Source organism: Xenorhabdus sp. BG5 (assembly GCF_015163665.1).
In the GTDB taxonomy this organism is placed as follows: domain Bacteria; phylum Pseudomonadota; class Gammaproteobacteria; order Enterobacterales; family Enterobacteriaceae; genus Xenorhabdus.
In genome coordinates this window covers 137,150-149,887 of the sequence record NZ_JADEUG010000004.1, presented here as the reverse complement: position 1 = coordinate 149,887, position 12,738 = coordinate 137,150, and the positions used below count along the sequence as shown (strand labels likewise).

General features: G+C 44.8%; 13 protein-coding genes. 3 read left to right on the top strand and 10 right to left on the bottom strand.

Annotated features, from left to right (window positions below; genetic code table 11):
* Window positions 1-134: 134 nt before the first annotated feature.
* Window positions 135-284 (bottom strand): hypothetical protein, encoded by a 150-nt coding sequence (locus IQ209_RS18195; RefSeq protein ID WP_228005710.1) that lies wholly within the window; start codon window positions 282-284, stop codon window positions 135-137.
* Between the two features lie 58 nt (window positions 285-342).
* Between IQ209_RS18195 and IQ209_RS04245 the strand changes: the two genes are divergently transcribed.
* Complete coding sequence (locus IQ209_RS04245) at window positions 343-762, top strand: hypothetical protein (RefSeq protein ID WP_228005709.1); 420 nt, start codon at window positions 343-345, stop codon at window positions 760-762.
* A 157-nt stretch (window positions 763-919) separates the two neighbouring features.
* Here the strand turns inward: IQ209_RS04245 and IQ209_RS04240 are convergent, their stop codons facing one another.
* Entirely contained in the window at window positions 920-1,552 is a 633-nt protein-coding gene (locus tag IQ209_RS04240) for a hypothetical protein (RefSeq protein WP_193849282.1), read from the bottom strand.
* A 134-nt stretch (window positions 1,553-1,686) separates the two neighbouring features.
* Here IQ209_RS04240 and IQ209_RS04235 point away from each other — a divergent pair, with 134 nt between their 5' ends.
* Window positions 1,687-1,830, top strand: a complete 144-nt coding sequence (locus IQ209_RS04235) for a hypothetical protein (RefSeq protein ID WP_193849306.1) — start codon at window positions 1,687-1,689, stop codon at window positions 1,828-1,830.
* 130 nt (window positions 1,831-1,960) lie between these two features.
* Here IQ209_RS04235 and secA read toward each other — a convergent pair whose 3' ends face one another.
* Together secA and secM are read right to left on the bottom strand one after the other, a co-directional pair.
* On the bottom strand, window positions 1,961-4,669 hold the full coding sequence (secA, locus tag IQ209_RS04230) for a preprotein translocase subunit SecA (RefSeq protein ID WP_193849280.1): 2,709 nt from the start codon (window positions 4,667-4,669) through the stop codon (window positions 1,961-1,963).
* Between the two features lie 94 nt (window positions 4,670-4,763).
* Window positions 4,764-5,318 carry a secA translation cis-regulator SecM gene (gene secM / locus IQ209_RS04225; protein ID WP_193849278.1) on the bottom strand — a complete coding sequence of 185 codons (555 nt, stop codon included), beginning with the start codon at window positions 5,316-5,318 and terminating at the stop codon, window positions 4,764-4,766.
* A gap of 37 nt (window positions 5,319-5,355) precedes the next feature.
* Here secM and IQ209_RS04220 point away from each other — a divergent pair, with 37 nt between their 5' ends.
* On the top strand, window positions 5,356-5,892 hold the full coding sequence (locus tag IQ209_RS04220; RefSeq protein ID WP_193849276.1) for a DUF721 domain-containing protein: 537 nt from the start codon (window positions 5,356-5,358) through the stop codon (window positions 5,890-5,892).
* 104 nt (window positions 5,893-5,996) lie between these two features.
* On the opposite strand, the gene lpxC is transcribed toward IQ209_RS04220, so the two are convergent.
* The 6 genes from lpxC to murC all read right to left on the bottom strand — a co-directional run bounded on the left by lpxC (window position 5,997) and on the right by murC (window position 12,738).
* Entirely contained in the window at window positions 5,997-6,914 is a 918-nt protein-coding gene (lpxC, locus tag IQ209_RS04215; protein ID WP_099131612.1) for a UDP-3-O-acyl-N-acetylglucosamine deacetylase, read from the bottom strand.
* Between the two features lie 99 nt (window positions 6,915-7,013).
* Window positions 7,014-8,177, bottom strand: a complete 1,164-nt coding sequence (ftsZ, locus tag IQ209_RS04210; RefSeq protein WP_099131611.1) for a cell division protein FtsZ — start codon at window positions 8,175-8,177, stop codon at window positions 7,014-7,016.
* 66 nt (window positions 8,178-8,243) lie between these two features.
* Complete coding sequence (gene ftsA, locus IQ209_RS04205; protein ID WP_193849274.1) at window positions 8,244-9,500, bottom strand: cell division protein FtsA; 1,257 nt, start codon at window positions 9,498-9,500, stop codon at window positions 8,244-8,246.
* Between the two features lie 32 nt (window positions 9,501-9,532).
* Window positions 9,533-10,348 carry a cell division protein FtsQ gene (gene ftsQ, locus IQ209_RS04200; protein ID WP_193849272.1) on the bottom strand — a complete coding sequence of 272 codons (816 nt, stop codon included), beginning with the start codon at window positions 10,346-10,348 and terminating at the stop codon, window positions 9,533-9,535.
* A 1-nt stretch (window position 10,349) separates the two neighbouring features.
* Window positions 10,350-11,270, bottom strand: coding sequence for a D-alanine--D-alanine ligase (locus IQ209_RS04195; RefSeq protein WP_193849270.1), 921 nt, complete (start codon window positions 11,268-11,270; stop codon window positions 10,350-10,352).
* Window positions 11,263-12,738: a UDP-N-acetylmuramate--L-alanine ligase gene (gene murC, locus IQ209_RS04190; RefSeq protein ID WP_193849268.1), complete on the bottom strand. Its 1,476-nt coding sequence runs from the start codon at window positions 12,736-12,738 to the stop codon at window positions 11,263-11,265. Before murC ends, IQ209_RS04195 begins: the two co-directional genes overlap by 8 nt.

Here is a 12,738-nt window from a genome sequence, read left to right as displayed (position 1 = left end):
TGGAAACCAGTACAATGAAGGAAGCATGTCGCCGTATTGGAGCCAGAATTATTGAGGAGCCGCGAAGATTAATTATTTATGGAACTGGTGGTAAAATCAGTCCTGAAAAAAGTCATTGATGCTCTCGGTTCGGGCTAGTCTTCCGTGTAATAACCGCCCTTACTTGCCACAGTGATACTCCCGCTGTGATATCCCCGGCTTCTGAGTCGTGTGCCTTGCTGTAACTGCGTTAAATTATCGTCTACCCAACAAAACACCCAAATGATAAAATCTTGCTGTGACATAGCCTTTTGTTCCTTTATTTCTCTATTTTTGACGACTTAACGTTATAAAGGAGCGGCTATGTCATTTCAACTCATCATAAAAGTCGAGCATCGCGTTATCCATTATATTAAAAATACAAATGGAAAAAATGATATGAAATTTTTAATCGCAGAAGACAGGTATCCTACAGTAGAAATTGATTACGAACGCCATGTATTGGCTGATTTTTTAATAGGAGATGTTCAGAGGGATGTCGCTTATACTGATGAATTAATCTCTTTATGTGACTCTGTCAGCAATAGTAAATCACCACTATGGGAAGGTACTGGCAATGCTCATACTGTTACCATTAAACTGGATGGTGTCGAAATTTTTAACGAATATACAGAAGAAAGTCTTAAGCTCGCAACCATAGAAAAATTCAAAGGTTATCTTGAAAAGTGGAAAGAATTATTTCTGAGTAGAATAAACATCAAAGAGCCGGAAAGATCTCCATGATCTTCCGGCTTTCTTCATTTTTAAGAGCCGCTTAGTTGCTGTTGGAGTCGCCAAGCAGTGCCCGCATTCTCAGCTTAGTCTTGCTGGCTCGGGTATCTGACCGCGTTTTCGGGCAGATATCAGCGGGTAGAGATCAGTCACACGTATAATAAACATGTCAGAGAATATGATGTGGTACATAATTCCGCCATAACACAGCCCCGTTTCCTGTCCAGGGCGGGGATGTCAGTTCTCTGTTCAACCAGAATAATATTTTTCGTTGTACCTGTGGGTGGTCTTTGTTTCTGTAGATCCACCTTAACTCTCTGGCTGTCACGTTTGTTTCAAGATCCGGATTCCCCGGATAGGGTTTTTTATTCACAACATATTCCATATTGATACCATCGAGGAGGAAATGAATATGCATATTTTCAGTCAACGCATTATTACTCAGGGTAACCCATGATAATGCGCCTTTACACTTTCTGCCTGAGGTTAGGGACTTGTTTTCAGTCGGGTATGTGAGCGCAGTATGATATTTAGGATGGTCTGCTAGATAGGAAATAAAATTCTGAAAATACGGTATATTTTTTGGTAACGTCATATTATAAAATCGACATCTCCCTGTTGTTGATAGTTCCACTTCCCGTGGAACGACATATTGATCAACGATTGCTGCCTGAACATCAAATGCATCCAGATTTATTTTAAGGTGTAAAAAATCGGCGTATCTGGCTATTTCACGACGTAAGCCATAAATTAAATCACCGGGAGCAAACTCTTGATTGAAATAAACAGTGGGAGGTAACATTTTTCTTTCCTCATAGTTCTGATTAATTCAGATAGTGTACTCCTTTACTTTATGCTCGTGTAAATAAATAATCAGATCATAAATGAAGCCTTTTTTCTATCTAAAATATACAGTTATTGCTTAAGATCCTGTGTATGTGTTGGGATAAAGCTAATCCCAACCAAGTTGTTATCATTCATGATTTTTCAAGTGAAGGGTATGAAAACGTGGGTAACTTTGAGTCATTTTGGGACTGGCTTAGAGCTGCCTTAGAAGCAATTATCGAATACGATGAATAAATACTGATATATTGAAAAAGCCGGAAAGATCCGCGTGATCTTCCGGCTTTTGGTTTTTGATAAATTAACCCTTGCCAGTGGTAACTGAATTCGCCACTGGCACGACTTTTTTGCTTATAAACTCACTCAATTATAAACGACCGTGGCAATGCTTATATTTCTTGCCAGAACCACATGGGCAAGGATCATTGCGTCCAACTTTACGCTCTCCCGTTGCCATTTGAGCTTCGGCCTTTGACATCAACGCGCCCTGTTCAACTTCATGGCTCAAATGTTGTTGTTTTGCCAAACGCTCAGCTTCTTCACGACGCTGCTGTTCGAGCGCCTCGACTTCTTCCGGCATTCTCACCTGGACCTTGCTCAAGGTACTGATCACTTCATATTTCAGTGATTCCAGCATATTGGCAAACATGGCAAAAGATTCGCGTTTATACTCCTGTTTTGGATCTTTCTGGGCGTAACCACGCAAGTGAATGCCTTGGCGAAGATAATCCATCGCTGCCAAATGCTCTTTCCACAATGTGTCCAAGGTTTGCAACATGATGCCTTTTTCAAAGTTACGCATCATTTCTGCACCGACAATTTCTTCTTTTTGCTTATAAATTTCGATCGCTTTTTCAAAAATACGTTCACGCAATGTTTCTTCGTGCAATTCAGGCTCTTTGTTCAACCATTCTTTGATTGGCAGATTCAAATCGAAATCGTTGCTTAAACGTTCTTGTAATCCTTCAATATCCCACATTTCTTCCAGTGATTGCGGTGGAATATGAGCATCAATGGTTACCTTGAAGACATCTTCGCGGATACTGGTGATGGTTTCGCTGACATCGCTCACATCAAGCAAGTCGTTACGCTGAGCATAAATTGCCCGGCGCTGATCGTTCGCAACATCATCATATTCCAGCAATTGTTTACGGATATCAAAGTTACGGCTCTCAACTTTACGCTGAGCATTCGCAATCGCTTTAGTCACCCATGGGTGTTCGATTGCTTCTCCTGGCTGCATGCCAAGTTTACGCATCATGCCCGTCACACGATCGGAAGCAAAAATGCGCATTAAGGAATCTTCCATTGAGAGGTAGAAACGTGAAGAACCCGCATCGCCCTGACGACCCGCACGACCACGTAACTGGTTATCTATACGGCGTGATTCATGACGTTCCGTACCAATAATATGCAGGCCGCCTGCTGCCAATACTGCATTATGACGCTCTTGCCATTCTGCCTTGATTTTATCGATCTGTGCTTCAGTTGGCTCTTCCAATTTAGCGACTTCCGCCTGCCAACTGCCCCCTAACACGATGTCTGTACCACGTCCCGCCATGTTGGTTGCAATAGTCACTGTGCCAGCCTGACCAGCCTGAGCAATGATATCGGCTTCCAATGCGTGGAATTTTGCGTTCAGGACGTTATGTGTAATACCCGCTTCGGTTAATGCGTTAGACACAAGTTCTGATTTCTCAATCGAGATTGTCCCAACCAAAACAGGCTGACCACTGCTTGTCCGTGCTTTGATGTCTTCAATGATCGCCTCAATTTTTTCCGCTTCTGTCATATAGACCAGATCCGGTAAATCCTGACGGATCATTGGGCGATTGGTTGGAATAACAATAGTATCTAATTTATAAATGGAGCTGAATTCAAAGGCTTCTGTGTCGGCTGTGCCTGTCATCCCGGCCAGTTTTTCGTATATACGGAAATAGTTCTGGAATGTGATTGAAGCCAGCGTCTGGTTTTCATTCTGAATCTCGACACCTTCTTTCGCTTCCACAGCCTGGTGCAAACCATCAGACCAACGACGCCCTTGCATGGTACGCCCGGTATGTTCATCAACGATGATAACCTCACCCTCTTTCACGATGTAATCAACATCACGGGTAAACAAGGCGTGAGCGCGCAGAGCGGCCGTCACATGGTGCATCAGCATGATATTGGTCGGTGAATACAAGGATTCACCTTCATCCATCAATTTAGCATCTACCAATAACTCTTCAATCAATACCAAACCACGCTCTGTCAGGTTGACTTGACGTGTTTTTTCATCAACAGAGAAATGTCCTTCACCCTGGAAGGTATCTGAATCCTCTTTTTCCTGACGAATCAGTTTCGGGATCAGCTTGTCTACTTTGATATAAAGCTCAGAGCTGTCTTCCGCAGGTCCTGAAATAATCAGTGGCGTACGGGCTTCGTCGATCAGAATCGAGTCAACTTCATCTACCAGCGCATAGTGCAATTTGCGTTGGACTCGCTCTTCTGGACTAAATGCCATATTGTCGCGCAAATAGTCAAAACCAAACTCATTGTTAGTACCGTAAGTGATATCCGCAGCATATGCTTCACGTTTTGCCGGTGATGGCATACCTGGTAAGTTAATACCGACACTTAAGCCAAGGAATTCAAATAGTGGGCGGTTATTTTCAGCATCACGCTGTGCAAGGTAATCGTTCACGGTAACAATATGAACACCTTTGCCACTTAGAGCATTAAGATATGCTGGCAATGTTGCAGTCAGTGTTTTACCTTCACCAGTACGCATCTCTGCTATACAGCGTTCATTCAAGACCATCCCACCCAATAACTGTACATCAAAGTGACGCATACCAAATACACGTTTGCTGGCTTCACGCACAGTAGCAAACGCTTCTGGCAGAATTTTATCCAGTGATTCTCCCTCGCTAAAACGGACACGAAATTGCTCTGTTTTCGCTTTCAGTTCTTCATCAGAGAGTTTTTCAAAGTCCGGCTCCATACGGTTGATCTCATCAACCACTTTGCGCAAACGGCGCAAGGTACGGTCATTACGGCTACCAAAAATTTTTGTCAGTAATTTAATCAGCATAATTAGTACATCTCAGATAGGGCTATTGTTGTAGCCAATCAATCATTCCTTAAAAATTGTCTTATTTAACCTTGAGTTTAATAAGACAGCAGTATTAAAGTAAAAATAAATGATTGGGCGTTGGCCCTGCCCTAATTCCCTGAACTTTAGCGACCCAGAGAGCTGGAGTATGGGTATCAGGAAGCACAGCATCAGACACCACAACATCTGAGATAATCTCTTCAAATGGCGCTGGTGCTTGTGTCAGCATGGCATACAACGTATCCAGCATAAGTCGTTGCATGGAGGGAGAAGAAATTCGGGTACTTTCTTTTGCGCCTTCGTACTTGGTTGGTTCTGCAACCGAAAAAGCAAAAGAAAGTTGACGGATCACATTACGAACGGCATGTTGCTGCCAATAATTTAAATAATTAGCGGGTTGGCGCTGGACACTTTTTAATTGGAGTAAGTGTAATTTAAATAAGTGCTCAAAAGAGGAAAATGTCTGATAATGGCTTCCTTGGGCAGAAGACGTATTTGTATGATGCAGGCTTTCTGCCACTCCAGCGAAAACAGTAGGAACACCAATTCCTGTAGCAACCATGCCCAGTAAAAGATGAGACCAAAAATAACGCCTACCAAATTGTCGCCAAAGATTTAAAATACTCATTAATCCTTCATTAATAAATACTGGAACTGCCCCTATTATGCGAGATAGCCGCCCACAATCACTGGATAAGCTGTTTGAAGACGCGGCAACTGTCGGAAAAAGTCCACTTCAAATCATCCAACAACATGCCATCGCATTACTGAAACTCAACCGTGCCGTTCTCAGTTTGCTTCCTGCACAATTGCACCCATGGTGCAGGGTTGCCAATTATCGCAAACAAATTCTGATACTGGAAGCAGGAAATGCCAGTTGGATGACCCGGCTGCGTTATGAAATTCCTGTCTTACTGTCTACATTGAGAAGCGAAATTCTACCATCTTTATCCTCAATCGACATCAGGATTAACCCATCATTAATGGTTAAGTGTGATAATAATGAACAAAGATTCTCAAAATTATCAACCAAAGCATCCAGTAATGATAATCAGGAATTACCAAAGCGCCAGCTCACTCATGAAAGTGCAAAAACATTAATGATGTTGGCTGAAAATAGCCCTGAAAAATTGAAAAAGAAACTAGAGCGGTTGGCTGCGCTGGCCGGAGAGGGTACCAGTACAGCCAAAAAGAAGCGTTAGCGCCGAATAAAAAACGTCAGCGAAAGAAGCGTGATAGATAACATAACCCATTGGTGCATCATAGGAATGTTCTCAACATTCTTTATCAATACACATGTCAGCCATTATGCCAACACCAGTGATGGAGCGCGAAAAGCCAATGGCATTTCAGCTTCATCTTCAAATGTGACAAATTCCCAAGCGCTTTCTTGTGCTAAAACAGTTTGCAATAACTTGTTGTTTAGTGCATGGCCTGATTTAAACGCAGTAAAGGCACCGATGATATTATACCCACACATGAATAGATCGCCGATGGCGTCCAACATTTTATGACGGACGAATTCATCTTTAAAACGCAAACCATCTTCATTGAGTACGCGGTAGTCATCAACGACAATCGCACAATCAAAGCTGCCACCGAGGCACAAGCCTTTAGATTGCAAGTACTCAATATCACGCATAAATCCGAAAGTACGCGCACGACTAATCTGGCGAACAAATGAATCCGCAGAGAACTCCAGGCCATAGCGCTGGGTACTCGCATCAATCGCCGGATGATTAAAGTCGATGGTAAAATCCAGACTGAAACCATGATAAGGTGCCAATTCAGCCCATTTATCACCGTCTTCCACACGGACGCTTTCTTTCATTCGCACGAATTTCTTCGCTACATTCAGCTCTTCAATACCCGCATCCAATAACAGGAAAACAAACGGGCTGGCGCTGCCATCCATAATCGGGATCTCTGGTGCATCGACTTCAATAACAATATTGTCGATCCCTAAACCTGCCAGCGCTGCATTCAAATGTTCAACTGTTGAAATACGCACATTATGCTCATTCACCAGACAAGTACAGAGCATAGTATCACGCACAGATTTGGCATCTGCCGGAAAATCAACCGGGGGATTCAAGTCAGTACGACGATAGATGACCCCGGTATTAGCCGGCGCTGGACGCATTGTCAGCGTGACTTTTTTACCGGTGTGCAAACCGACGCCGGTCGCTTGAACAATACGTTTTAGTGTCCTTTGTTTGATCATCGTTTATATCTCGCAACGTTACTTATCCCGCCAATCACTATAATGTATGACTGGCAGGATAGTTTAACACAAAAAGCGGAGAAGCCAATTTTTTAGCAATTAATCAGCCTGCTTACGCAAAAATGCAGGAATGTCCAGATAATCAGGCTCTTTGCTTGTATGTGCATTTTGGTCATTGACGACTTTTGCTACCGTTTTGTTCTCATCAGACAATGAAGAGATGCCGCCAGATATCTGCTGGTAACGGCGCTCCATCGGGTTTGTCTGAGGAGCCTTGTTATTGGTCACCAGGGTGATTTCTGGACGTTTGTCCATGCCAATGCCTGTTGCCACAACGGTTACACGCAGCTCATCATTCATATCTGGATCCAGTGACGTACCGATAACCACCGTTGCATTATCAGAAGCAAATGCACGGATTGTGTTACCAACGGTTTCAAACTCATCCAAACGCAGGTCAAAGCCCGCTGTGATATTAACCAAAACGCCACGTGCGCCAGAAAGATCAATATCTTCCAGCAATGGGCTGGAGATAGCCATCTCTGCGGCTTCTTCCGCACGATCTTCACCTTGTGCGATACCTGAGCCCATCATGGCGTAACCCATTTCAGACATCACAGTACGAACATCAGCGAAGTCAACGTTCATCAGACCTGGGCGAGTAATCAGTTCGGCAATCCCCTGAACCGCACCTTTCAGGACATCATTAGCTGCACCGAATGCATCCAACAGGGAAATGCCTCGTCCCAGGACTTTCAATAATTTGTCATTTGGAATAGTGATCAGTGAGTCCACATGCTTGGACAGTTCAGTGATCCCTTGCTCCGCGAAGGCCATCCGTTTTTTGCCTTCGAAATTAAATGGCTTAGTGACAACGGCAACGGTCAAGATACCAAGTTCTTTGGCAATTTCAGCCACAACAGGCGCGGCCCCCGTGCCTGTGCCACCACCCATACCGGCGGCAATAAACACCATATCTGCACCTTCCAGTGCAGTACGCAGTGATTCGCGGTCTTCTTCCGCAGCAGTACGACCAACCTCAGGGTTCGCACCAGCGCCTAATCCTTTCGTAATGCCGTTGCCAATCTGGATAGTCTGACCAACAGCCGTCTTACGCAGTGCCTGAGCGTCCGTGTTAACCGCAAAGAAGTCAACGCCTTCAATACGCTCACGCACCATGTGCTCCACAGCATTACCGCCGCCGCCGCCGACGCCGATGACTTTAATCACCGCGTCGTTGGTTAATTCCAGTGGTTCAAACATAATTTCTCTCCGTTTTGTGCCTTTATATCGAGGCCGGCGACATTGTCATGGCCTCTGTATAAAAAATCAAAATTCTTTTTTCAGCCAGTTGCTGACTTTCTTAAACCAGCCACTTACTGACGTTCTTTTATCGGCATCGGAATCTCCGCCAAGGTGGGATTCTTTGCCATAATGCAGAAGTCCAACCGCTGTTGAGTAGCAAGGCTCCTGCACATAATCTGTCAATCCAGTGATGTTCAGAGGGCGGCCAATGCGAACCTGGGTATGAAATACCCGCTGAGCACATTCGGCCAGACCATCAATCTGGGCGCCTCCTCCTGTCAGGACAATCCCTGCTGCCAGGTGGTGTTTTACTCCCTGCTGCCGCAATTGCTCCTGCAATCGCAAAATTTCATCATTCACTAAGTTCAGCAGTTCGGTATAACGGGGTTCGATCACTTCAGCCAATGTTTGACGCTGTAAGCTACGAGGAGGGCGTCCTCCCACACTTGGGACTTCTACACTCTCATCTTTGCTAACTATCGAACCCAATGCGCAGCCATGACGAACTTTGATGGTTTCAGCATCACTGGGAGGAGTACCAAACGCATAGGCGATATCACTGGTCACTACATTGCCGGCATAAGGGATCACCTTGGTATGACGCAATGCACCACCAGTATATACAGCGATATCCATCGTCCCGCCGCCGATATCAACGACACAGACTCCTAATTCACGTTCATCTTCTGTCAACACAGCATAACTTGCTGCCAGTCCTGCAAAAATAAGTTGATCAACTTTCAAACCACAACGTTCAACAGCTTTTACGATGTTTTTCGCCATGTCGTTATGGCAGGTAATCAAGTGGACTTTCGCCTGCATACGCACACCAGAGAGCCCAACTGGATTTTTGATCCCTTCCTGATAGTCAATCGCGTATTCCTGTGGGATCACATGCAAAATACGGTGTTCATCACGAACACGCACTGATTTAGCTGTATGGACAACACTGTCCACATCATCCTGTGTAACTTCTTCTTCTGAAACCGGCACCATGCCAATTTCGTTCTGGCAACTAATATGCTTGCCGGAAAGCGCCAGATAGACTGAAGATATCTGGCAATCCGCCATGAGTTCAGCCTGATCAATGGCACGCTGTACGCACTTGACAACCGATTCAAGATCGTTGACACCGCCTTTGTCCATGCCGCGGGATGGGCAATTTCCTACTCCGATAATATTAACCATACCATCGGGCAGAATTTCACCAACCAGGGCAGATACCTTTGCTGTACCGATTTCAAGGCCAACTACCAATTTTCTGTCCGTTGATTTGATCATCGTTATTCTGCCTGTCTCTGTATTATTACCAGTCACTGTTTGTTTTCTTGCCCGTTCATTGGAACAGGCGTATCAGTTAATAAAGGAGCCCAACCTACCGCAGCACCACTGTCATAACGTAAGTCAACATAAGCCACACGTTTTTCAGTGTTTCTCAACAACACAGGATAAAGTTCAACAAAACGTTTCATTCGTTCCATTTTATCTCGATTTCCTAGCTCTAAACGGATATCGTTATCCAATATCAGTTGCCAGGAGTTACGCGCTGTCATGATCACTGCTTTCAGTTTCATCTGGTGTTTTTCAAGAAAAATCGCCATTGTGTGGTATTCATTCAATACGTCTTTTTCTTTGCCTTCTGGCCCATACAACATCGGATACTGCGCATTTGCACTACGTTCTACGGGTAAGCTAAATACCCGACCCTCAGCATCCAATAGTTGGGTATCATTCCAACGCGCATAAGGTACGTATTCTACCAGATGTATCTTAAGTTCATCAGGCCATTGTTTCCGAACAGTGACCTGCCGAATCCATGGCAATTGTTCAATCTTTTCCTGAATGACGTTGACATCCTGAGTCATAAATGTTCCGGGAGATCCCAGGGACAAAATAGCCTGCCTTACATCATCATTCGTGGTGTAATGGCGCTCACCAGTCAATACCAGCTTCGAGAGTGGTAATCTGCTAGGATCTTTCATCCAGTCCAGTGTCATCCAGCCCCCCCATATGATAGTGCCTACTACCATCAAGAAGAAGGCAATCCCTGCCAGATAGTAACCATTACTAGGACGAGATTTCTGCGCTTCACCCTCCCGCTCCCGGCTATTCCGGGCTGCCTGCGACATATTAATCAGCTAACTCCAAAATTCTCACTACGAGTTGAGAAAAACTTAATCCAGCCTGACGCGCAGCAGTTGGCACAAGGCTATGGCTGGTCATGCCAGGAGAAGTATTTGCTTCCAACAGGTAGAAATTACCCTTCCCATCGTCCATGATATCGACTCGCCCCCAACCACGACATCCCAGCGCCTTATACGCCTTTGAAGCGATATCTAATAGCTCTTGCTCTTTTTCTGCACTCAAGCCGCTTGGACAAAAATATTGTGTTTGGTTGGAAATATACTTCGCATCATAATCATAGAATGTATTTGAAGCCTGAATACGGATAGAAGGGAGAGCTTCATCTCCCAAAAATCCGACGGTATATTCAGGGCCAAATAGCCATTTTTCAACCAACACATCAGTATCGTATTTAAATGCCAGCGCCAAGGCACCGCGCAATTCGGCATATTCATTCACCTTGGTCATCCCTACGCTGGAGCCTTCCAGATTCGGTTTAATCATTAATGGTAAACCTAATTCTTGAACATACTCTTTGAGTTGAAAATCATTAAGTTGTTCAAATTTTAGAAAATTAATGACGACATAAGGTGAAATAGGCAGTTCTGCTCCCTGCCAGAGTTGTTTTGTGCGCAATTTGTCCATTGACAAGGCAGATGCCATCACTCCGCTGCCGGTATAAGGAATTTGCAAAAACTCCAGCAAACCTTGCAATGTACCATCTTCTCCACCACGACCATGCAGTGCGATAAAGACTTTATTGAATCCTTCCTCTTTGAGTTTAGTCACATCAAAGTCTTTTGTATCAACTGAATAAGCATTAATGCCTGCTTCCTTCAGCCCTGCCACAACCGCGTGTCCTGATTGCAATGAAACTTCGCGTTCAGCGGAAGTTCCGCCCAACAGAACAGCAACTTTATCAACCATGATGTCCTTCCTCATAAAAAGATGGCTGCAATTTTGTTTCAGCCAAATTGCGCGCTATTTTACCGATATTACCGGCACCCTGTACTAATACTAAGTCACTGTTTTCTATCATTTGTGACAGAATGGTTGAAACTTGTTCAGGTTCTGATACAAAAATCGGGTCCAACTTGCCACGACTACGGATAGTACGGCATAAAGAACGGCTATCCGCGCCTGGGATCGGCGTTTCACCTGCGGCATACACATCCAACATTAATAGAACATCTACCTGACTCAGAACATTGGCAAAATCATCATATAAATCACGCGTTCTTGTATAACGGTGTGGCTGGAATACCATAACAATACGCTTATCCCCCCAACCCGCTCGTGCCGCTTTAATCGTGGCATCAACTTCTGTTGGATGATGACCATAATCATCAACCAGCATCACGCTACCTTCTTTGCCATTGATATGTTTAAGAGGAAAATCCCCCAGAAAATCAAAGCGGCGTCCAGTTCCCTGAAACTCAGCCAGAGATGCCAGAATAGCAGTATCATCAATGCCTTCTTCTGTTGCCACTGCAACAGCAGCAGTGGCATTCAACGCATTGTGGCGTCCGGGGGCATTTAACACCACATGCAAATCCGGCAAGTCAGATCGGCTGATGGTGAAAAATCCCTGAGCCCCTTTCTGCTCATAATGGGTAATACGAACGTCTGCTTCCTCACTGAAACCGTAGGTCGTGATATAACGCCCAATTCGGGGGATCAGTTCTTTCACGACAGGATCGTCAATACACATAACCGCACGCCCATAAAATGGCAGGTTATGCAGGAAGTTAACGAACGTTTGCTTTAAGTTTTCAAAATCACCCTGGTAGGTATCCATATGGTCAGCTTCAATATTAGTGACAACCGCCATCATGGGCTGCAAATGCAAGAATGAAGCATCACTTTCATCTGCTTCTGCAATCAGATAGCGGCTACTACCTAATCGAGCATGTGTGCCCGCCGCTTTGACCAACCCACCATTCACAAAGGTAGGATCGAGACCCGCCTGCGCATAAATACCCGTAATCATTGCCGTTGTAGTGGTTTTTCCATGCGTTCCCGCAATTGCGATACCGTGGCGATAACGCATAAGCTCTGCCAGCATTTCCGCACGGCGGATCACTGGGATTCTCGCTTCACGCGCAGCCACAATTTCTGGGTTTTCCGCCGGAATAGCTGTGGATGCCACCACGACACTAGCGTCCCGCACATTTTCTGGACGGTGATTGAAATAAATAGTTGCACCCAATGCGATCAGCTGTTGTGTGACAGGATTGGGTGCCAGATCAGAACCACTTATCTGATAACCTTCATTAGCCAACACCTCGGCGATACCACCCATGCCAGCACCACCAATGCCAACAAAGTGGATATGCCTGACTTTTCTCATTTCAGGCACTGAAGCTCTTAATTTCGCCAACTGTTGTGTATTCAC

Excerpts from the sequence above, each read along its gene's own strand:
- IQ209_RS18195 (WP_228005710.1), bottom strand. The coding sequence starts at position 284 with ATGTCACAGCAAGATTTTATCATTTGGGTGTTTTGTTGGGTAGACGAT.
- IQ209_RS04245 (WP_228005709.1), top strand. The coding sequence starts at position 343 with ATGTCATTTCAACTCATCATAAAAGTCGAGCATCGCGTTATCCATTAT.
- IQ209_RS04240 (WP_193849282.1), bottom strand. The coding sequence starts at position 1,552 with ATGTTACCTCCCACTGTTTATTTCAATCAAGAGTTTGCTCCCGGTGAT.
- IQ209_RS04235 (WP_193849306.1), top strand. The coding sequence starts at position 1,687 with ATGTGTTGGGATAAAGCTAATCCCAACCAAGTTGTTATCATTCATGAT.
- secA (WP_193849280.1), bottom strand. The coding sequence starts at position 4,669 with ATGCTGATTAAATTACTGACAAAAATTTTTGGTAGCCGTAATGACCGT.
- secM (WP_193849278.1), bottom strand. The coding sequence starts at position 5,318 with ATGAGTATTTTAAATCTTTGGCGACAATTTGGTAGGCGTTATTTTTGG.
- IQ209_RS04220 (WP_193849276.1), top strand. The coding sequence starts at position 5,356 with ATGCGAGATAGCCGCCCACAATCACTGGATAAGCTGTTTGAAGACGCG.
- lpxC (WP_099131612.1), bottom strand. The coding sequence starts at position 6,914 with ATGATCAAACAAAGGACACTAAAACGTATTGTTCAAGCGACCGGCGTC.
- ftsZ (WP_099131611.1), bottom strand. The coding sequence starts at position 8,177 with ATGTTTGAACCACTGGAATTAACCAACGACGCGGTGATTAAAGTCATC.
- ftsA (WP_193849274.1), bottom strand. The coding sequence starts at position 9,500 with ATGATCAAATCAACGGACAGAAAATTGGTAGTTGGCCTTGAAATCGGT.
- ftsQ (WP_193849272.1), bottom strand. The coding sequence starts at position 10,348 with ATGTCGCAGGCAGCCCGGAATAGCCGGGAGCGGGAGGGTGAAGCGCAG.
- IQ209_RS04195 (WP_193849270.1), bottom strand. The coding sequence starts at position 11,270 with ATGGTTGATAAAGTTGCTGTTCTGTTGGGCGGAACTTCCGCTGAACGC.